We start from the raw sequence: 17,929 nt of genomic DNA on the forward strand, positions 1-17,929 counted from the left end.
TCCCGTCACGTTTCGAGGAGCCGGAGCTCGATGAGGTGCTCGACGGCGTCGAGCACGTGCCGCTCGGCCAGGTCGCGGGCCTCGCCCGCGTCGCCCCGCTGGACGGCCGCGGCGATGGCGCGGTGCTCTGCCATCACCTCATCGTGCCTGGTCGCGCCCGCCCGGGGAAGCCAGAGCAAGGGTCCGATGTCAGCCTGTAACCGGATCTCCTCCTGGGTGAGCCGCGCCGACTGCGATGCCGCCGCCACCTCGATGTGGAAGCGCCCCTCGACCCGTCTGAGCCGGGCGCCGGACGCGGTGGCCATCTCCTCGACGGACCGCCACAGGGGCGCGAGGTCCTCCGGCAGCGACCGCTGCGCCGCGAGCCGTGCCGCGGCGCCCGCGATGGCGGCGTAGTGGTCGCCGAGGTCGCGCAGCTCCCCCACGGAGTACGCGCGCAGCCGTACCTCGAACTCGGCGCCGGACGGGTCGGGCGGGACGCGGACGAAGCTGCCGCCGCCGCGGCCCCGGCGGGTCTCGACCAGATCGCGCTGCCGCAGGGCCATGAGCGCCTCGCGCAGGGTCACGGTGGACACCCCGAGCCGTCCGGCGAGCTCGGCCTCGCTCGGGAGTTGCTCGCCGTCGGCCAGCAGCCCGAGGGCGATCGCGTCGGCGAGGCGGCGCACGACGGCGTCCACCCGGGCGGTGCTGTCGAGCGGGGAGAAGACGGCCACGTGAGCGGTGTTCATGCCCGTGTCCGCCCCTCTGCCGCCTTAACCACAGTGATACCGGATCGTGCATCACCGCGAAACATTTAACCCCATAGGTTTTCCTTCATGCCAGATCACAACGTGGCGGTACGGTTGCGCGGCCTGAGCAAGAGCTTCGGGCCGGTGGAGGCCGTCGCCGGGGTCGACCTTGAGGTCGCCGACGGCGAGTTCTTCGCGATGCTGGGCCCGTCCGGGTCCGGCAAGACCACCGTGCTCCGCATGATCGCGGGCTTCGAGACCCCCACCGCCGGCGCGGTCGAGCTCGGCGGCCACGACGTCACCCGCCTCGCCCCCTTCGAGCGGGACGTCAACACGGTGTTCCAGGACTACGCGCTCTTCCCGCACATGAGCGTGCTGGACAACGTGGAGTACGGCCTGCGGGTCAAGAAGGTCGGCAGGGCCGAGCGGCGCGAGCGGGCGGTGGCGGCCCTGCGCTCCGTCCGGCTGGAGGGGTTCGACAGGCGGCGGCCGGCCCAGCTGTCCGGTGGGCAGCGCCAGCGCGTCGCCCTCGCGAGGGCCCTGGTCAACCGGCCCCGTGTCCTGTTGCTCGACGAGCCGCTCGGGGCCCTCGACCTCAAGCTCCGCGAACAGATGCAGGTCGAGCTGAAGGAGATCCAGCGCGAGGTCGGCATCACGTTCCTGTTCGTCACCCACGACCAGGAGGAGGCCCTGACCATGAGCGACCGGATCGCGGTGTTCGACCGGGGACGCATCGAGCAGGTCGGCACCCCCGCCGAGGTCTACGAGCGGCCCTCGACGCCGTTCGTGGCCGGGTTCGTCGGCACCTCCAACCTGATCTCGGGCGAGGCGGCCAAGGCCGTGCTCGGCAGGGACGGCACGTTCAGCGTGCGGCCGGAGAAGCTCCGCCTCGTGCTCGACGTGGACGCCCCCGTCGGCGCGGACGACCACAGCGCGACCGGCACCATTGCCGAGGTGGTGTACGCCGGGGCGGCGACCCGGTTCGTCGTCGACCTTGACGCGGGCGGGCGGCTGATCGTCCTGCAGCAGAACCTGGAGGTCTCGTCCATGGAGGTGACGGGCCTGCGCGGCAGCCGTGCCCGGCTCGTCTGGAACCGCCGCCACGAGTTCGCCATCGCCTCCTGACGGCGGGCCACCCCTCATCCCGTACAGCACCGCGCTCCATCTCTCAAGGAGAACCATCATGCGGCCCACTCGACTCGTGATCGCCACCGCCGCGCTCGCGCTGGCCGCCGCCGCCTGCGGTGGCGGCTCGACCGGCACTTCCGCCGGCGGCGGCTCGGCCGCCCCCGGCCAGAGCGGGTTCACCCCTCCCAAGCTGGAGGCGCCGAAGAGCCTCGGCGCCGGCGAGGGCCAGGTCAACCTGGTCGCCTGGGCCGGCTACGCCGAGGACGGCTCCAACGACCCGAAGGTCGACTGGGTCCATCCCTTCGAGCAGGCCAGCGGGTGCAAGGTCAACACCAAGACCGCGGGCACCTCCGACGAGATGGTGAACCTGATGAAGACCGGCGAGTACGACGCCGTGTCCGCCTCGGGCGACGCGTCGCTGCGCCTGATCGCCTCCGGCACCGTCGCCCCGGTCAACACCGACCTGGTCCCCAACTACAAGAACGTGTTCGAGGGGCTGAAGCTCAAGCCCTGGAACTCGGTCAACGGGGTGGCCTACGGTGTGCCGCACGGCCGGGGCGCCAACCTGCTCATGTGGCGCACCGACAAGGTCACCCCGGCTCCGGACTCCTGGGGCGTGGTCTTCGACCCGGCCTCGCCGTACAAGGGCAAGCTGACGGCCTACGACTCCCCCATCTACATCGCCGACGCCGCGCTGTACCTGATGGCCACCAAGCCCGATCTCGGCATCAAGGACCCCTACGCCCTGGACGACAAGCAGTTCCAGGCGGCGGTCGACCTGCTGAAGCAGCAGAAGCAGAACATCGGCGAATACTGGTCGGACTACACCAAGGCGGTGCAGTCGTTCAAGAGCGGCGACACCGTGGCGGGCACGACATGGCAGGTCATCGCCAACCTGGTCGAAGCCGACAAGGCGCCCGTCAAGGCGACGCTGCCCAAGGAGGGCTCCACCGGCTGGTCGGACACCTGGATGGTCGCCGCCGAGGCCAAGCACCCCAACTGCGCCTACAAGTGGCTCGACTGGATCATCTCGCCCACGGCCAACGCCCAGGTGGCCGAGTGGTTCGGTGAGGCGCCCTCGAACTCCGAGGCGTGCGCGCGGACAGCCGACAAGGGCTTCTGCGACACCTACCACGCCACCGACGAGTCCTACTTCTCCAAGGTGCACTTCTGGACCACCCCGATCGCCCAGTGCCTGGACGGCCGCACGGACGTGACGTGCAAGGACTACTCGGAGTGGACCCGGGCGTGGACGGAGATCAAGGGGTGATCGGTTCCGCATCGGGGAGGCCGGAGGCCCCGGCGTCCCCGTCCGGCGGGGCGGCGCCCGCGCGTCCGGGCCCCCGCCGCCGGCTCGCCGCCGCGCTCCACCGGCACGCCGGGGTACGGCTGTCGCTGCTGCTGTCGGCGCCGCTGGCCTGGCTGGGGGTCGCCTACCTGGGCGCGCTCGCCGCCCTGTTCGTCACGGCCTTCTGGACCACCGACTCCTTCACCGGCGACCTCGTCAGGACGTTCACGTGGGCCAACTTCCACGACGTGCTCACCGTCGAGGTGTACCGGACGGTCGCGCTGCGCTCGCTCGGCGTCGCGGTCGCGGTGACGCTGATCGACATGGTGATCGCGTTCCCGATGGCGTTCGCGATGGCCAAGCTGGCCTCGCCGCGCACCCAGCGCTGGCTGGTCATCGCCGTGCTGACCCCGCTGTGGGCGTCCTACCTGGTCAAGGCGTACGCCTGGCGGGTGATGCTCTCGTCGGACGGCCTGCTCGGCTGGGGGTACGGGCTCACGGCGACCATCCTGACGCTGTCGTACCTGTGGCTGCCGTACATGATCCTTCCGATCTACGCGGGGCTGGAGCGCCTGCCGAACTCCCTGCTGGACGCGGCCGGCGACCTCGGCGCGCGGGGCTGGCGGACCTTCCGCACGGTGGTGTGGCCGCTGACGTTCCCCGCGATCGTGGCGGGCTCGGTCTTCACCTTCTCGCTCTCGCTGGGCGACTACATCGCCGTGAAGATCGTCGGAGGCAGGAGCCAGCTCATCGGGAACGTCGTCTACGACAACATCGGCGCCGCCAACAACCTGCCGTTCGCCGCCGCCGTGGCGACGATCCCGGTCGTGATCATGCTGGTGTACCTCGCCGCGGTGCGCCGCACCGGAGCGCTGGAGAACCTGTGACCCGCTTCCCCCGCACCTCTCCCGACCCGGTGGACCGGAGGCCCTCGTGAACCTGTCCCGCACGGCACGGCTGGCGCTGCGCCTGGCACTGGTCCTCGGCCTGGCGGTGATCTACGTGCCCCTGGGGATCGTGCTGCTGAACTCCTTCAACGCCGACCGGACCTTCGCCTGGCCGCCGACGGGGTTCACCACCCGGTGGTGGGGCATCGCCTGGAACTCCTCCGGCGTGCGCGACGCCCTGTGGACCTCGGTGCGGGCGGGACTGGGCGCGACGGCGATCGCGCTGGTCCTCGGCACGATGGCGGCCTTCGCCGTGCAGCGCTACCGGTTCTTCGGCCGCGACACCGTCTCGCTGCTCATCGTGCTGCCGATCGCGCTGCCCGGCATCGTGACCGGCATCGCGCTCAACAACGCCTTCCGCACGATCCTCGAACCCTTCGGCGTCGGCCTCGGCCTGTTCACCGTGATCGTGGGTCACGCGACGTTCTGCGTGGTCACCGTGCACAACAACGTGCTGGCGCGGCTGCGCCGCATGGGGGTGAACGTCGAGGAGGCGTCGGCGGACCTGGGCGCGGACACCTTCACCACCTTCCGCCTGGTGACGTTCCCGATGATGCGCTCGGCGCTGCTGGCGGGCGGGCTGCTGGCGTTCGCCCTGTCGTTCGACGAGATCATCGTGACGACGTTCACGGCCGGGGCGGGGGTGAGGACGCTGCCGATCTGGATCTTCGAGAACCTCTTCCGCCCGAACCAGGCGCCGGTCGTCAACGTGGTCGCCGCCGCGCTCATCGTCTTCTCGGTGGTCCCGATCTACTTCGCGCAGCGCCTCTCGGGCACCACCAGCACCCACTGACCCGGGATCGCCAAGCAACATCGCGCAATATACGGGTACAGGGAGAAATCTAAGGGCTACGGTCGGGATGTCACGACATCACGTAACCGAAGAGGTGGCCCCCCATGCCCCCGACCCGTATCAACGAAGCGAAGGGAATCCTGGCCGCACGGCTCCGCGAGATCCGCAGCGAGGCCAGCCTGACGGGGCGGACCCTCGCCTCCGAGGCCGGCTGGCACTACTCGAAGGTCTCCAAGATCGAGCACGCGGCGCAGATGCCCAACGAGAACGACATCAGGGTCTGGTGCCGGGTCTGCGACGCCGAGGAGTACGTCGTCGACCTGATCGCCGCCGTGCGCAACATCGACTCGATGTACACCGAGTGGCGGCGGCTGGAGACCACCGGGCTGCGGCATGTCCAGGAGTCGTTCCAGCCGCTCTACCGGGAGACCCAGCAGTTCAGGGTCTACCAGCACTCGGCCGTCCCCGGGCTGCTCCAGACGCCCGAATACGCCCGCGCGCACCTGCGCGCCATCATCGACTTCCGGGGCATCCCCGACGACCTCGACGCGGCGGTGGCGGCCAGGATCGCCCAGCAGGAGGTGCTCGGGACCGGCGGCAAGCGGTTCATGTTCGTCGTGGGCGAGCAGGCGCTGCGCACCCCGGTGTGCGACGCCGAGGGGATGGTGGCCCAGCTCGACCGGCTGCTCCGGATCACGACCAACATGCCGCAACTCAGCTTCGGCGTGATTCCCACCGCGACCCGGTCGGCGATCATGCCACCCGAAAATTTCTGGATATATGACGATAATCAGGTCAGAGTGGATACGGTGCCCGGCCAGTTCCGCATCAAGGCCCCCACCGACGTGGCGCTCTACGAGAGGGCGTTCACCAAACTCGCCGAGGCCGCGGTCTATGGTCAGGCGGCCCGCGACCTCATCGCCGAGACGTCGAGCAGATTGCGAGGAACATGAAGCAACTTCGTTGATGAGGAGATCGGCCGCCACCTAGCCTCAGGGGCGACCCCCTCCGTGGCGACGCGGCCCGTGGCCCGTCTCGCACGGCCCACGACGAGCCAGGCGAACCCAGTCGCCGTGCCGGTGAGGAGCCACCTCGTGCCCGCCCTCCACGTTGAAGCCGCCGCACTCGCCGGCCGCCGCCCCGCGGCGGCCGTACGGCAGATCGCCGACGACCTGCAGACCTGCCTCGCGCGCCGGAACATCCCCTCGTACGTCTACTTCCTCGAAGACGGCCAGGCCGCCGTGTCGCTGTGGCAGGGCCTGCTGGCCCGGGTCGACGGCCGCATCATCTGGTGGACCAGCCCGCACCCGAGCCGCCGGGGCCGCACCCTGCGGACGTTCGCCTTCGCCCCCGCCACCGCCGCCGCACGGCTGGCCGAGCACTACGCGACCCTGCGCGCGCGGCCGCTCCCCGAGCTCTTCGCCCACCCCGAATAGACGACCCCGAAACCCGAAGAGACGACGGCTCCCCTGACACCCGGCCGCGTTCATCGGTGTCCATCCGCGAAGTCCCCAGCAGACCGGAGCCGACCATGACGACCACCGACAAGGTCGCGAGCGCGACCACGGCCAGCACCCACCTGACCGCGACCGCCCATCTGCACGCGCTGGGCGAGGCGCTCCAGGGGCGCGGCCTGTACGTGCGCGTCGGAGCGACCGACGGAGGGCTCCCGCAGCTCATCGTCGTCAGCACCGGGGTGCCCACCCTCTCTGAAGTGATCTTCGCGGCTCAGCGGCAGGGGACCTGGTGGTTCTGGTGGTCGTGGGCCGAGCGCATCGCCCCCGTCGATGACCTGTCCACCACCGAGGCGCGGATCCGCCAGGCGCTCACCCCCGCCGACCGTCAGAACCGGTAGGCGCGGGGCACCATGACGAGGCCGCCTCCCGGCGAGCGGGCCGGGAGGGCGGACGGTGAGCACGGCGAGGTGAGGCGGTCAGCCCCCCTGTCGGCCTAAAACCTACTAAACAAGTAGGTCTTGACGGAAATGCTCGTCTGTGTTGGAGTGGGATCCCATCGCCGGCGCGCTCCGGCGCTCACCCCCTGACCCGTGAACGCCCCTCTCCGGCACCACGGGCCCACGGCAGTTGAGTGAGAAAGGCTTCAGCCATGCCCGTCGAGTCCCTCGGCATCGGTGGCACGCACAACGGATCCGAGACCGCCTCCCCCGGGGCTTCGGTCGCCGATCCACCGCCCGGCGGGGACCCACCGCTCACGGTCGTCACCGCCCGGCATCCGGGGCGCTGGGCGGCGGCGGCCGTGGTGCTCGTCCTGCTGCTGATGGCGGCGAACGCCCTGGTCACCAACCCCGCGTGGGAATGGCCGGTCGTGGGCGAGTACCTGTTCTACCCCTCGATCCTCCGCGCGGTCGCGTTCACGCTGGAGCTCACCGCGCTCGGCATCGTGCTCGGCTTCCTGCTCGGCACGGTGCTGGCCCTGATGAGGCTGTCGGCGAACCCGCTGCTCAGCTCGGTGGCCTGGGGGTACACCTGGCTGTTCCGATCGGTGCCGCTGATCCTCCAGCTGCTCTTCTGGTACAACCTGGCCCTGCTTTACAAGCAGATCTCGTTCGGCGTGCCGTTCGGCCCGTCGTTCTTCTCCGTCGGCACGATGGACCTGATCGGCCCGGTGACCGCCGCCGCGCTCGGCCTCGCGCTCCACCAGGGCGCCTACGCCGCCGAGATCGTGCGGGCCGGGTTCCTTTCGGTGGACCAGGGCCAGCTTGAGGCCGCCGCCGCCCTCGGCATCCCCCGCGCCCGCCAGATCTTCAGGATCGTGCTCCCCCAGGCGATGCGGACGATCGTGCCGACGGCGGGGAACGAGATCATCGGCCTGGTCAAGGGCACCTCGGTGGTGTACATCATGGCGCTGCCCGAGCTGTTCTACCAGGCGCAGGTGATCTACAACCGCAGCGGGCGGGTCATCGCGCTGCTGCTGGTCGCGGCGATCTGGTACCTGGCCCTGACCACGGTGCTCTCGGTCTTCCAGTACTACCTGGAACGCCACTACGCCAAGGGGGCCACCAGGCACCTGCCCGAGACCCCGCTGGGACGCCTGCGCCGCGCGGTCGCCGCACGCGGCCTCGCCGGCCGGAGCGCGCTGTGACGCGGCCCATGGTCGAGCTGCGCGGCGTGCACAAGAGCTTCGGCGCGCTCGCGGTCCTGCGCGGGGTGGACCTGCGCGTGGAGGCGGGAGAGGTGACCGTGATCCTCGGCCCCTCCGGATCGGGCAAGTCCACCCTGCTCCGCAGCGTCAACCACCTGGAGAAGGTGGACCGGGGCTCGGTGCTCGTCGACGGGGAGCTGGCCGGCTACCGCCGCGCCGGCGACCGCCTGCACGAGCTGCGCGAACGCGACATCCTCCGCCAGCGCACGCACATCGGGTTCGTGTTCCAGAACTTCAACCTCTTCCCCCACCTGACCGTCCGCCAGAACGTCACCGAGGCCCCGTTGTCGGCCCAGCGCCGGCCGAGGGCCGAGGTGGAGGAGCTGGCGACGCGGCTGCTCGACCGCGTGGGCCTCGCCGACAAGGCCGGCGAGTATCCCCGGCGCCTGTCCGGCGGCCAGCAGCAGCGCGTCGCCATCGCCCGGGCGCTGGCCCTGGAACCGAAGGTCCTGCTGTTCGACGAGCCGACCTCCGCCCTCGACCCCGAGCTGGTCGGCGAGGTGCTGGACGTGATGAAGGACCTCGCGCGCAGCGGCACCACCATGATCGTCGTCACCCACGAGATCGGATTCGCCCGCGAGGTCGCCGACACCGTGGTCTTCATGGACGCCGGGCGCGTCGTCGAGCAGGGGCCGCCCGGCCAGGTGCTGGACGCCCCCCGGCACGAACGCACCCGCGCCTTCCTCAGCAAAGTCCTCTGACCCGAAAAGGATCACCAAGATGCCCTCCCTATACCGTCGTGCCGCCGTAGTCGGCCTCCTTCCCCTGTTCCTGCTGACCGCCTGCGGCGCCGGAGCGGGCACCGGCAAGGGGAGCGGCGCGGTGACCGCCGACGCCGTGGCGGCCGACGGCGCCCCCCTGAAGATCGACACCAGCCCGGACCAGAAGCGCGTGCGCGCGGAGAAGGTCGACGCGATCGCGGCGCGGGTCCCCGAGGCGATCCGGAGCGGCGGCGAGCTGTCGGCCGGGATCACCGGTGACGGGATCCCGCCGCTGTCGTTCCTCGCCGACGACGACAGCACCGTGATCGGCGTCGAGTCCGACGTCGCCCAGCTCGTCGCCGACGTGCTCGGCCTGCGGCTCCGGCTCGACCGCACCTCCTGGGAGAACCTCTTCCTCGCGGTGAAGTCGGGCAAGGACCACGTGGGCTTCTCCAACATCACCGTGACCGAGGAGCGCAAGGACATCTACGACTTCGCGACCTACCGCGTCGACCAGCTCGCCTGGGAGACCGGCAAGGACAGCAAGCTGACGCAGATCAAGCAGGCGTCGGACATCGCGGGGCTCAAGGTGGCGGTCGGCGCGGGCACCAACCAGGAGAAGATCCTCCTGGACTGGGACGAGCGGAACAAGAAGGCGGGCCTGAAGCCCATCGAGGTCCAGTACTACCAGCGCCCGGCGGACTACTACCTGGCCCTGAAGTCCGGCCGCATCGACGTCTACTTCGGCCCGAACCCCACCTCGGCCTACCACGCGGCCGTCAGCGGCGACACGAAGATCGTCGGAACGCTGTCCGGCGGCGGCGAGAGCATCCAGGGGCTCATCGCGGCCATGACCCAGAAGGGGAACGGGCTGGTCCAGCCGGTGAGCGACGCCCTGAACACGGTCATCGAGAACGGGAAGTACGCCGAGGTGCTCAAGCGTTGGGGCCTGTCGAACGAGGCCATCCCGGCGTCGCAGGTCAACCCCCCGGGCCTGCCGCGGCCGAAGAAGTGAGCACCGGAAGAAGTGAGCAAGGAACACATGACCGTCGAGTCCATCGAAGTGCGCCACGTGAAGGTCCGCGATCCGGCGGCCGAGCCGCTGCTGCGCGACCTCGACCTTGAGTACCACAGCAGGTACGGGCCGAACCAGGAGCTCAGCCGCTACGCCGACGAGGAGTTCTCACCGCCCGGCGGCGCCTTCCTGATCCTCGTGGAGGACGGGCGGACGGTCGCCGGGGGCGCGTTCCGACGCTACGACGACACGACGGCCGAGCTGAAGCGGATCTGGACCCACCCCGAGCACCGCAGGCGGGGCCTCGGGCTGATCGTCGTCCGCGAGCTGGAGCGCGAGGCCGTACGCCGGGGGTACCGGCGGATCCACCTCACCACCGGTCCCCGCCAGCCGGAGGCCGCCCGGCTGTACCTCGCCGCCGGCTACCGGCCGCTGTTCGACCTCGCCGCCGATCCGGAGACGATCGGGCCGCTGCCCTTCGAGAAGCTCTACGACGACCTGGCCGCCGAGGTCCAGGAGGCGTAGAGGTCGGCGTACACGCCCTGCTGCCGCACCAGCTCGGCGTGCGGCCCGCGCTGGACGACACGGCCGTGCTCGAACACCAGCACCTCGTCCGCCGCCTCGGCGGTGGACAGGCGGTGGGCGATCGACACGGCCGTACGTCCGCGGGTGACCCCGTCGAGGGCGCGCGCGATGCGCACCTCGGTGGCGGGGTCCACGGCGGAGGTCGCCTCGTCGAGCAGCAGCAGGTCGGGGTCGGCGAGATAGGCCCTGGCCAGCGCGACGAGCTGCCGCTCCCCCGCCGACAGCGACTCGCCGCGCTGGCCCACCGGGGTGGACAGGCCGGCGGGAAGGCCCTCCAGCCAGTCGGTCAGCCCCAGCTCGGTCATGGCCAGGGCGATGTCGTCGTCGGTGGCCGAGGGGCGGCCGTAGCGGATGTTGTCCGCGAGGGAGCCGCTGAACAGGAACCCGTCCTGCGGCACCATGACGATGCGCTCCCGCAGCGAGGAGAACCGCACCTTGCGCAGGTCCACGCCGTCGACCAGAACACGCCCCGAGGTCGGGTCCATGAGGCGGGTGAGCAGCTTGGCGAAGGTCGTCTTGCCCGAACCGGTCTCGCCGACGACCGCGACCCGGGTCCTCGGCGCGATGTCCACCGAGACCTCGTGCAGGACGGGCGGCCCGTCCGGGTAGGCGAAGCCCACGTCCTGGAACGAGACCGTGATGGAGCCGCGCGGCAGGCTCACCCCGCGCACCGGGTCGGCCACGTCCGCCGGCGTGTCCAGCACGCCGAGCACCCGCCGCCACCCGGCCACGGCGTTCTGGGCGTCGTTGAGCACCTCGGTCGCGGTCTGCAGGGGGCTGATGAACAGCGTGATGAGGAACAGGAACGCGACCAGGCGCCCGGCGGAGATCGTGCCGCCGATGCCGAGCTCGACCCCCAGCAGCACCACCCCGGCGACCGCCACCGCCCCCACCAGCTCGGTGATCGGGAAGGTGAACGCGACGATCTTCTGGGCGCGGGTCTGCGCGTTGCGCTGGGCGTCGACGGCCTCGTCGATGCGCCGCGCGGTGCGCTCCTCCGAGCCGTACGCGCGGATCACCGCGCTGCCGACCACGGACTCGCTGACCGCGGCCAGCATGTCGCCGGTGCGCTCGCGCACGTGGGTGTAGGCACGGGCCACCCAGCGCTGGAACCTCGGCAGCACGATGACCAGCGGCAGGAAGCAGCCCCACACGACCAGCGCGAGCTGCCAGGAGTAGATCGCCATCAGCACGCTCGCGATGAGTAGCTGACCCATCGAGATGATGACCATCAGGCCACCCCACTGCATGAACGTGCTGATCTGGTCCACGTCGCTGGTGACCCGGGAGACCAGCGCGCCGCGCCGCTCGGTGTTCTGCGTGAGCACCGACAAGTCGTGGACGTGCCGGAATCCCTTGCCGCGCAGGGAGGCGAGCCCCGACTCGGTGGAGCGGTAGAGACGGACGTTCATGAGGTAGCCGCACAGCGCGGTCAGCGTCACCGCGACGGCGCACAGGATGACGGCGTCCCTGATGAACGCGACATCCGGCGTCGCATCCTTCAGCCCACGGTCGATGACCTGCTGAACAGCGATGGGGACGATCACCTTGCCGAGCGTCGCGAGCACCGCCAGCACCAGCGTCACCGGGAGGCCGACGCGGAACTCCGGCGACAGCGCGAGGCCACGCCGCAACGTCCCGAGAGCCGAGCGCCCCTCCACGCTCAGCGACGTCGTCATGGCACGTTCTTCGACCCGCGACGTCATGCCACGATCCCCTCGTCGGCGTCGAGCGCCGCGCGCTCGGATTCGGCACGTTCGTAGGCGGTGACGAGGTTGCGGTAGCCCTCGCACCGGGCGAGCAGCACGTCGTGCGGGCCCCGGTCGGCGACCCGGCCGTGCTCCAGGTAGACGACCTCGTCCGCCAGCGCGATCGTCGCCATCCGGTAGGCGACGACGATCACCGTGGAGTCCGGCGAGCCCTCCCGCAGGCCGGAAAGGATCCGGCTCTCCACCTGCGCGTCCACACTGGAGGTGGCGTCGTCCAGGATGAGCAGGCGAGGGGTCCTGACCAGCGCCCTGGCCAGCGCCAGCCGCTGCCGCTGCCCGCCCGACAGCGTCGCGCCGCGCTCGCCGACCCGCGTGTCCAGGTTGTTCGGCAGGGCGCTCACGAACCCCTCCGCCTGGGCGAGGCGCAGCGCCGCCCAGATCCTCTCGTCCGGTACGGGCTCACCTCCGCCGGTCCCGAGGGTCAGGTTGCCGCGCACGGTGTCGTCGAACAGGAAGGTCTGCTGCGGGACCAGGGAGGCGGCCGTGCTCACCTCGCCCTTCGCGACCTCGCGCAGGTCGACGCCGTCGAGGAGCACCTGGCCCCGGTCGGGGTCGATCAGGCGGACGAGGAGCTGGGTCAGCGTGGACTTGCCCGAGCCGGTGGGGCCGACGATCGCGACGGTGCGGCCGGGCCTGACCTGGAAGTCGACCCCGGACAGCACGGGCGCGTCCGCCGAGTAGCCGTAGGCGAGGCCGCGCACCTCCAGCCGGGCGGGGCCGCCCGCGTTCAGGCGGGCCGGGCCGTACTCCATCGAGCCGGACGCGTTCAGCACGTCCTGCACCCGCGTCCAGCCGACGACGCTGCGCGGCATCTCGGCGAGCACCCAGCCGAGCGCGCGTATCGGGAACGCCAGCAGCGTGAACAGGTAGGACACCTGGATCAGGTCGCCCGGCGAGACGTCCCCCGCGGCGAGCCGGATGGAGCCGAACAGCAGCACCGCGAGCACCCCCAGCGTCGGGAGCGCCTCCAGCAACGGGTCGAACAGGCCGCGGATGCGGCCCACGGCGATGTTGGCGTCGCGGAGCTCGTCCGCCTTGGCCTGGAAGCGGACGGCCTCGGCGTCCTCTCTGCCGAGGGTCTTGACGACCAGCGCCCCGTCGAAGCTCTCGTGCGCGATCTCGCTGACCTCGGCGCGGAGCTGCTGCGCGCGCATGGCGAGGGGGGACAGCCGGCGCTGGTAGACGAGGTTCAGCACCGCGATGGCCGGAAATATCAGGAAACCGACGAGGGCGAGCATCGGGTCCACGAGCACGATCGCGACGGCGGCGGTGACCAGCATCACCACCACGCCGACGGCCATCGGGAGCGGGGCGAGCGGAGCCCAGGCCGCCTCGGCGTCGGAGCTGGCGTTCGACAGCAGCTGACCGGTCGGGTGGCGGTGGTGCCAGGCGAGGGGCAGCCGCAGGTACTGCCGGGTGACCTCGCGGCGCGACCGGGCCTGCATGCGGTACTGCATGATGCCCGCGAGCACCCTGCGGCCGATCACGCCCGCCGCCTTGAGCACCGCGACGCCGACGATCAGCAGGACCGCGGTCACGAGCGTTCCGGTGGTCGCGCGCCCGTCGCGGAAGGCGGGCAGGACGGCGTTCTCGGTGGCCCAGCCCAGCGCCCACGAGGAGCCGACGGTCATGATCCCGTAGACCGAACTCGCCAGGACCGCGCCGGTGAAGATCCGGGGCTCGGTACGGATGGCGTGCCCGACGACACGCAGTCCCTGACGCATGACGGTGGGACCGTGCTGGCTCTCGCTCGGCACGCGGGGGATCCTCTCGACGGGGGCCATGCCTGGTGAGGGCCGGTCTGTTCTGCTGGACGGGGGAACGTCTGCCTCAATCCCTATCATCCGGCGCAAGCCGTTTATTCCCACCCCTATGGCGGACGATCGGCCCCAGGACCCCCCTTGTAAGGTGATCAGGGTGACGCACGCACGCGCCGAGCGCGAAGCACTGAGTGACCTTCTCGACCGTCTGGGCCCCGACGCCCCGACGCTGTGCGAGGGGTGGACGACCGCCGACCTCGCCGCCCACCTCGTCCTCCGCGAGCGCCGGCCGGACGCCGTCGGCGGCATCGCCATCAAGCCTCTGGCGGGCTACACCGCGTCCGTGCAGAACAAGGTCAAGACCGGCAAGCCCTACCGCGAACTGGTCGACGACGTGCGCCAGGGCCCGCCGCGGTGGTCGCCGTACGGCCTGGTGCCCGGCCTCGACGCGGTGGTCAACACGCTGGAGTTCCTCGTCCACCACGAGGACGTCCGGCGGGCCCAGCCCGGCTGGGAACCGCGCGAGCTGCCCGCCGACCTGGTGGAGGCCATCTGGAAGAGGGTGGCGGGAGGCGCGCGGCTGATGCTCCGCCGGTCGCCGGTCGGCGTGGTGCTGCGCGGTGCCGACGGGCGGAAGGCCGGGGGCAAGAAGGCCGAGCCGCACGTGATCGTGACCGGCGAGCCGGCCGAGCTCCTGCTGTTCTGCTTCGGCCGCCAGGACCACGCCCGGGTGACCTACGAGGGCGACGAGGTCTCGATCGAGCGGCTGCGCGGCGCCAAGCTGGGCCTCTAATCCCGGCGGCGTGCCCGCGCGCCGTTCTCAGTGGGACGGGCGCGTCCGAGTGACGGGCGCGCCGCTTGGTCATCGCCACGCCGTTGCCCGCGGGGACGGCGTCCAGGCCCCGCGCGGAGGGACACGCGTCCGCGCGGCGTGGAACCCCCTCGGTCCCGTGTCCGTTGTGGCGCGTGTGACGGGTATTACGGACATCCGTTGCATAGCGGATGGGACATCCATGCCCTGACCATGATCGGCACGGGGGCACCACGTGACCGATTCCGGAGATCGGCCACTCCGCGCTTCGGGTAGGACCACGTCACTGGAACCACGGGAGAGGCCATCCGATGAAGACCAAGAAGGTACTGCTGTACCTCGTCATCGCCTTCACGGTCTTCTACATGTACTCACGGCCGGCCGAGGCGGCGACCGCGGTCAAGGGCATGTTCACCGGGATCAGCTCGGGCGCGGGGCAACTCGCCATGTTCTTCTCCAAGCTGCTCCACTGACGACGCTGTCCCACTGACGACGCTTTCCCACTGACGACGCTGCCACTGACGGCGCTTCCTCACTGGTGGCGCTGGTCGGGGCGCGGTGGGTCACGTGCCGGCTGACGGCACCGCTGTCGCGGCGGCGGCCCCACCGCCGCGACCCCGGCGGCGCCTATCTGACGGGATGCCCGGCCCTGCGCAGCGTGTCCTTGACGTCGGAGATCTTGAGCTGGCCGAAGTGGAAGACGCTGGCGGCGAGCACCGCGTCGGCTCCCGCGTCCACGGCCGGAGGGAAGTCGTCGAGCGCGCCCGCCCCTCCGCTCGCGATGACCGGCACGGTCACGGCCTCGCGCACGGCCCGGATCATCGCGAGGTCGTACCCGCCCTTCGTGCCGTCGCCGTCCATCGAGTTCAGCAGGATCTCGCCCACGCCCAGCTCCTGACCCCGGCGCGCCCACTCGACGGCGTCGATGCCCGTGCCCCTGCGCCCTCCGTGCGTCGTCACCTCGAAGCCCGAGGGGGTCGGCGGGCCGTCCACGACGCGCCGCGCGTCGACCGACAGCACCACGCACTGCGCCCCGAACCGGCGGGACGCCTCGGTCAGCAGCTCCGGGCGCGTGATGGCGGCGGTGTTCAGCGACACCTTGTCCGCGCCCGCGCGGAGCAGGCGGTTGACGTCGTCGGCCGACCGCACTCCCCCGCCGACGGTCAGCGGGATGAACACCTGCTCGGCCGTGCGGCGGACCACGTCGAACATCGTCTCGCGGTCACCGGAGGACGCGGTGATGTCGAGGAACGTCAGCTCGTCGGCGCCCTCGGCGTCGTAGCGCCGGGCCAGCTCGACGGGGTCGCCGGCGTCCCTCAGGTTCTCGAAGTTGACGCCCTTGACCACCCGCCCGGCGTCGACGTCCAGGCAGGGGATCACGCGTACCGCGACGGTCATGCCCTCACCGCCGCGAGAGCCTCCTCCAGCGTGAACGCCTGCGCGTACAGGGCCTTGCCGACGATGGCGCCCTCGACCCCGTGCGGGACCAGCGTGGACAGCGCGCGCAGGTCGTCGAGAGAGGAGACGCCCCCGCTGGCGATCACGGGCTTGTCGGTGCGGGAGCACACCTGGCGGAGCAGGTCGAGGTTCGGCCCGCGCAGCGTGCCGTCCTTGGTGACGTCGGTGAGGACGTACCGGGGGCAGCCGTCGGACTCCAGCCGGTCGAGCACCTCCCACAGGTCGCCGCCCTCCTTGGTCCAGCCACGGGCGGCGAGCGTGGTGCCCCGCACGTCGAGGCCGACCGCGATGCGGTCGCCGTGCTCGGCGATGATCTTCGAGCACCAGGCGGGGTCCTCAAGGGCGGCGGTGCCGATGTTGACCCGCCTGCACCCCGTGGCCAGGGCCGCCGCAAGGGACGCGTCGTCACGGATGCCGCCCGACAGCTCGACGTCGACGTCCAGCGCGCCCACCACCGAGTCCAGCAGCTCACGGTTGGAGCCCCTGCCGAAGGCGGCGTCCAGGTCGACCAGATGGACCCACTCGGCACCCGCCTGCTGCCACGCGAGAGCCGCGGCGAGCGGGTCGCCGTACGAGGTCTCCGTACCCGCCTCACCCTGGACGAGGCGCACGGCCTGGCCATCGGCGACGTCCACTGCGGGCAACAGAACCAGCGACATTGTTACGACCTCCGGTCGAATATGACGGTGACGAGCACCGGAAAGAGCAGAAGGGACAACACAAGGACGCCCACCCGGGCGGCCCACCCGCTCAGCAGCAGCCAGGAGGCCGCCTGCACGAGCACGAACAGGACGGCGACGACGGAGTTCTGCGCCCGCCGTCGCCTGGCGATCAGGCCGCCCTGGCGCGCGACCCGGATCGGCTTCGGCACCACCGAGGCCAGCCTGCCGCGCAGCCTTCGCCACCTGGCCCTGCGCTCCTCGCGCCTGGCGCGCGTGGCGGCCTGACGCGCCTGCTCGGCCTCACGCTCGGCGCGCCGGCGCGCGCGCTCCTTGCTCACGCGGACCCCTAGCCGGCAAGACGGGTAACGGCGTGCCGGGCCGGGGCGTGCCGGACCCGCCCGGATAAGACCACGGCGCGGCGGGCCGTCCTGCGGGGGCTCACAGCGTGCCCAGCCAGTTCGTCAGCAGCGCCGCGCCCGCGTCGCCGGACTTCTCGGGGTGGAACTGGGTCGCCATGAGCGGGCCGTTCTCCACCGCCGCGACGAACGGAACGCCGTGCTCGGCCCAGGTGACCAGCGGCTGGGCGAAGCCGGGGCCGGCCTCAAGCTCGAACTTGCGCACGCCGAACGAGTGGACGAAGTAGAACCGCGTGGCGTCGTCGAGCCCGGCGAACAGCACCGACCCCTCGGGCGCCTGGACGGTGTTCCACCCCATGTGCGGAAGGATCGGCGCGTCGAGCCGCTCGACGACGCCGGGCCACTCGCCGCAGCCCTCGTCGCGCTCATGGCCCTCCTCGGTGTACTCGGCCCCCTCGGCGAACAGGATCTGCATGCCGACGCAGATGCCGAGCACGGGACGCCCGCCGGCGAGGCGGCGGCCGATGACCTGCTCACCGCGCACGGCCTTCAGCCCGGTCATGCAGGACTTGAAGGCTCCGACCCCGGGGACGACGAGCCCGTCGGCCGAAAGCGCCGCGTCGAAGTCGGCGGTCACCGTGACGTCGGCGCCGACGCGGGCGAGCGCCCGTTCGGCCGACCGCAGGTTGCCGGAGCCGTAGTCGAGGACGACGACCTTGGTCATGACCTCACCCCCAGGGTGCGCGTTTCAAAGCCGGAGAAGGCG

The 17,929-nt window shown here is 71.2% G+C and carries 20 protein-coding genes; 13 read left to right on the forward strand and 7 right to left on the reverse strand.

The genetic code is table 11. The features are described 5' to 3' along the window. Window positions 1-5 precede the first annotated feature (5 nt). Window positions 6-728, reverse strand: coding sequence for a FadR/GntR family transcriptional regulator (locus tag ACGFIV_RS19395; RefSeq protein ID WP_392836526.1), 723 nt, complete (start codon window positions 726-728; stop codon window positions 6-8). Window positions 729-815: 87 nt separating this feature from the next. Between ACGFIV_RS19395 and ACGFIV_RS19400 the strand changes: the two genes are divergently transcribed. The 11 genes from ACGFIV_RS19400 (at window position 816) to ACGFIV_RS19450 (ending at window position 10,287) form a co-directional block, all read left to right on the forward strand. Then, a complete protein-coding gene (locus ACGFIV_RS19400; RefSeq protein ID WP_358550261.1) occupies window positions 816-1,853 on the forward strand; it encodes an ABC transporter ATP-binding protein in 1,038 nt (345 codons plus the stop codon). Window positions 1,854-1,911: 58 nt separating this feature from the next. Next, window positions 1,912-3,126 carry an ABC transporter substrate-binding protein gene (locus ACGFIV_RS19405; protein WP_358550259.1) on the forward strand — a complete coding sequence of 405 codons (1,215 nt, stop codon included), beginning with the start codon at window positions 1,912-1,914 and terminating at the stop codon, window positions 3,124-3,126. Beyond that, window positions 3,123-4,031, forward strand: coding sequence for an ABC transporter permease (locus ACGFIV_RS19410; RefSeq protein WP_392836531.1), 909 nt, complete (start codon window positions 3,123-3,125; stop codon window positions 4,029-4,031). Before ACGFIV_RS19405 ends, ACGFIV_RS19410 begins: the two co-directional genes overlap by 4 nt. 46 nt (window positions 4,032-4,077) lie before the next feature. Continuing rightward, the gene (locus tag ACGFIV_RS19415; RefSeq protein WP_358561349.1) at window positions 4,078-4,884 is read left to right on the forward strand and encodes an ABC transporter permease; all 807 of its coding nucleotides are present in this window, start codon (window positions 4,078-4,080) and stop codon (window positions 4,882-4,884) included. A gap of 104 nt (window positions 4,885-4,988) precedes the next feature. After that, a complete protein-coding gene (locus tag ACGFIV_RS19420; protein ID WP_358561351.1) occupies window positions 4,989-5,837 on the forward strand; it encodes a helix-turn-helix transcriptional regulator in 849 nt (282 codons plus the stop codon). Window positions 5,838-5,978: 141 nt separating this feature from the next. Further along, the gene (locus tag ACGFIV_RS19425; RefSeq protein ID WP_358561354.1) at window positions 5,979-6,320 is read left to right on the forward strand and encodes a hypothetical protein; all 342 of its coding nucleotides are present in this window, start codon (window positions 5,979-5,981) and stop codon (window positions 6,318-6,320) included. Between the two features lie 95 nt (window positions 6,321-6,415). Next, complete coding sequence (locus ACGFIV_RS19430; RefSeq protein WP_358561357.1) at window positions 6,416-6,739, forward strand: hypothetical protein; 324 nt, start codon at window positions 6,416-6,418, stop codon at window positions 6,737-6,739. 251 nt (window positions 6,740-6,990) lie between these two features. Then, window positions 6,991-7,986, forward strand: coding sequence for an amino acid ABC transporter permease (locus ACGFIV_RS19435; protein ID WP_358561360.1), 996 nt, complete (start codon window positions 6,991-6,993; stop codon window positions 7,984-7,986). An 8-nt stretch (window positions 7,987-7,994) separates the two neighbouring features. Next, window positions 7,995-8,747, forward strand: a complete 753-nt coding sequence (locus ACGFIV_RS19440) for an amino acid ABC transporter ATP-binding protein (protein WP_392836604.1) — start codon at window positions 7,995-7,997, stop codon at window positions 8,745-8,747. 19 nt (window positions 8,748-8,766) lie between these two features. Continuing rightward, window positions 8,767-9,762: an ABC transporter substrate-binding protein gene (locus tag ACGFIV_RS19445; RefSeq protein WP_392836539.1), complete on the forward strand. Its 996-nt coding sequence runs from the start codon at window positions 8,767-8,769 to the stop codon at window positions 9,760-9,762. A gap of 27 nt (window positions 9,763-9,789) precedes the next feature. Beyond that, on the forward strand, window positions 9,790-10,287 hold the full coding sequence (locus ACGFIV_RS19450; RefSeq protein WP_392836542.1) for a GNAT family N-acetyltransferase: 498 nt from the start codon (window positions 9,790-9,792) through the stop codon (window positions 10,285-10,287). On the opposite strand, the gene ACGFIV_RS19455 is transcribed toward ACGFIV_RS19450, so the two are convergent. Continuing rightward, the gene (locus tag ACGFIV_RS19455; protein WP_392836545.1) at window positions 10,251-12,053 is read right to left on the reverse strand and encodes an ABC transporter ATP-binding protein; all 1,803 of its coding nucleotides are present in this window, start codon (window positions 12,051-12,053) and stop codon (window positions 10,251-10,253) included. The two genes, ACGFIV_RS19450 and ACGFIV_RS19455, sit on opposite strands and share 37 nt — an antisense overlap. Next, complete coding sequence (locus tag ACGFIV_RS19460; protein ID WP_392836607.1) at window positions 12,050-13,840, reverse strand: ABC transporter ATP-binding protein; 1,791 nt, start codon at window positions 13,838-13,840, stop codon at window positions 12,050-12,052. The genes ACGFIV_RS19455 and ACGFIV_RS19460 overlap by 4 nt, the downstream gene beginning before the upstream one ends. A gap of 193 nt (window positions 13,841-14,033) precedes the next feature. Between ACGFIV_RS19460 and ACGFIV_RS19465 the strand changes: the two genes are divergently transcribed. Then, window positions 14,034-14,669 carry a TIGR03085 family metal-binding protein gene (locus tag ACGFIV_RS19465; RefSeq protein WP_392836548.1) on the forward strand — a complete coding sequence of 212 codons (636 nt, stop codon included), beginning with the start codon at window positions 14,034-14,036 and terminating at the stop codon, window positions 14,667-14,669. A gap of 329 nt (window positions 14,670-14,998) precedes the next feature. Further along, entirely contained in the window at window positions 14,999-15,160 is a 162-nt protein-coding gene (locus ACGFIV_RS19470) for a hypothetical protein (protein WP_358560078.1), read from the forward strand. Between the two features lie 154 nt (window positions 15,161-15,314). Here ACGFIV_RS19470 and hisF read toward each other — a convergent pair whose 3' ends face one another. The 4 genes from hisF to hisH all read right to left on the reverse strand — a co-directional run bounded on the left by hisF (window position 15,315) and on the right by hisH (window position 17,887). Then, window positions 15,315-16,085, reverse strand: coding sequence for an imidazole glycerol phosphate synthase subunit HisF (gene hisF, locus ACGFIV_RS19475; RefSeq protein ID WP_358560080.1), 771 nt, complete (start codon window positions 16,083-16,085; stop codon window positions 15,315-15,317). Continuing rightward, window positions 16,082-16,804: a bifunctional 1-(5-phosphoribosyl)-5-((5-phosphoribosylamino)methylideneamino)imidazole-4-carboxamide isomerase/phosphoribosylanthranilate isomerase PriA gene (gene priA, locus ACGFIV_RS19480; protein ID WP_392836553.1), complete on the reverse strand. Its 723-nt coding sequence runs from the start codon at window positions 16,802-16,804 to the stop codon at window positions 16,082-16,084. Before priA ends, hisF begins: the two co-directional genes overlap by 4 nt. Window positions 16,805-16,806: 2 nt before the next feature. After that, window positions 16,807-17,145 carry a hypothetical protein gene (locus ACGFIV_RS19485; RefSeq protein ID WP_392836556.1) on the reverse strand — a complete coding sequence of 113 codons (339 nt, stop codon included), beginning with the start codon at window positions 17,143-17,145 and terminating at the stop codon, window positions 16,807-16,809. A 100-nt stretch (window positions 17,146-17,245) separates the two neighbouring features. Continuing rightward, complete coding sequence (gene hisH / locus ACGFIV_RS19490; RefSeq protein WP_358560086.1) at window positions 17,246-17,887, reverse strand: imidazole glycerol phosphate synthase subunit HisH; 642 nt, start codon at window positions 17,885-17,887, stop codon at window positions 17,246-17,248. Window positions 17,888-17,929: the final 42 nt, after the last annotated feature.

The sequence above is a fragment of the Sphaerisporangium sp. NPDC049003 genome (assembly GCF_043197795.1).
GTDB lineage: Bacteria > Actinomycetota > Actinomycetes > Streptosporangiales > Streptosporangiaceae > Sphaerisporangium.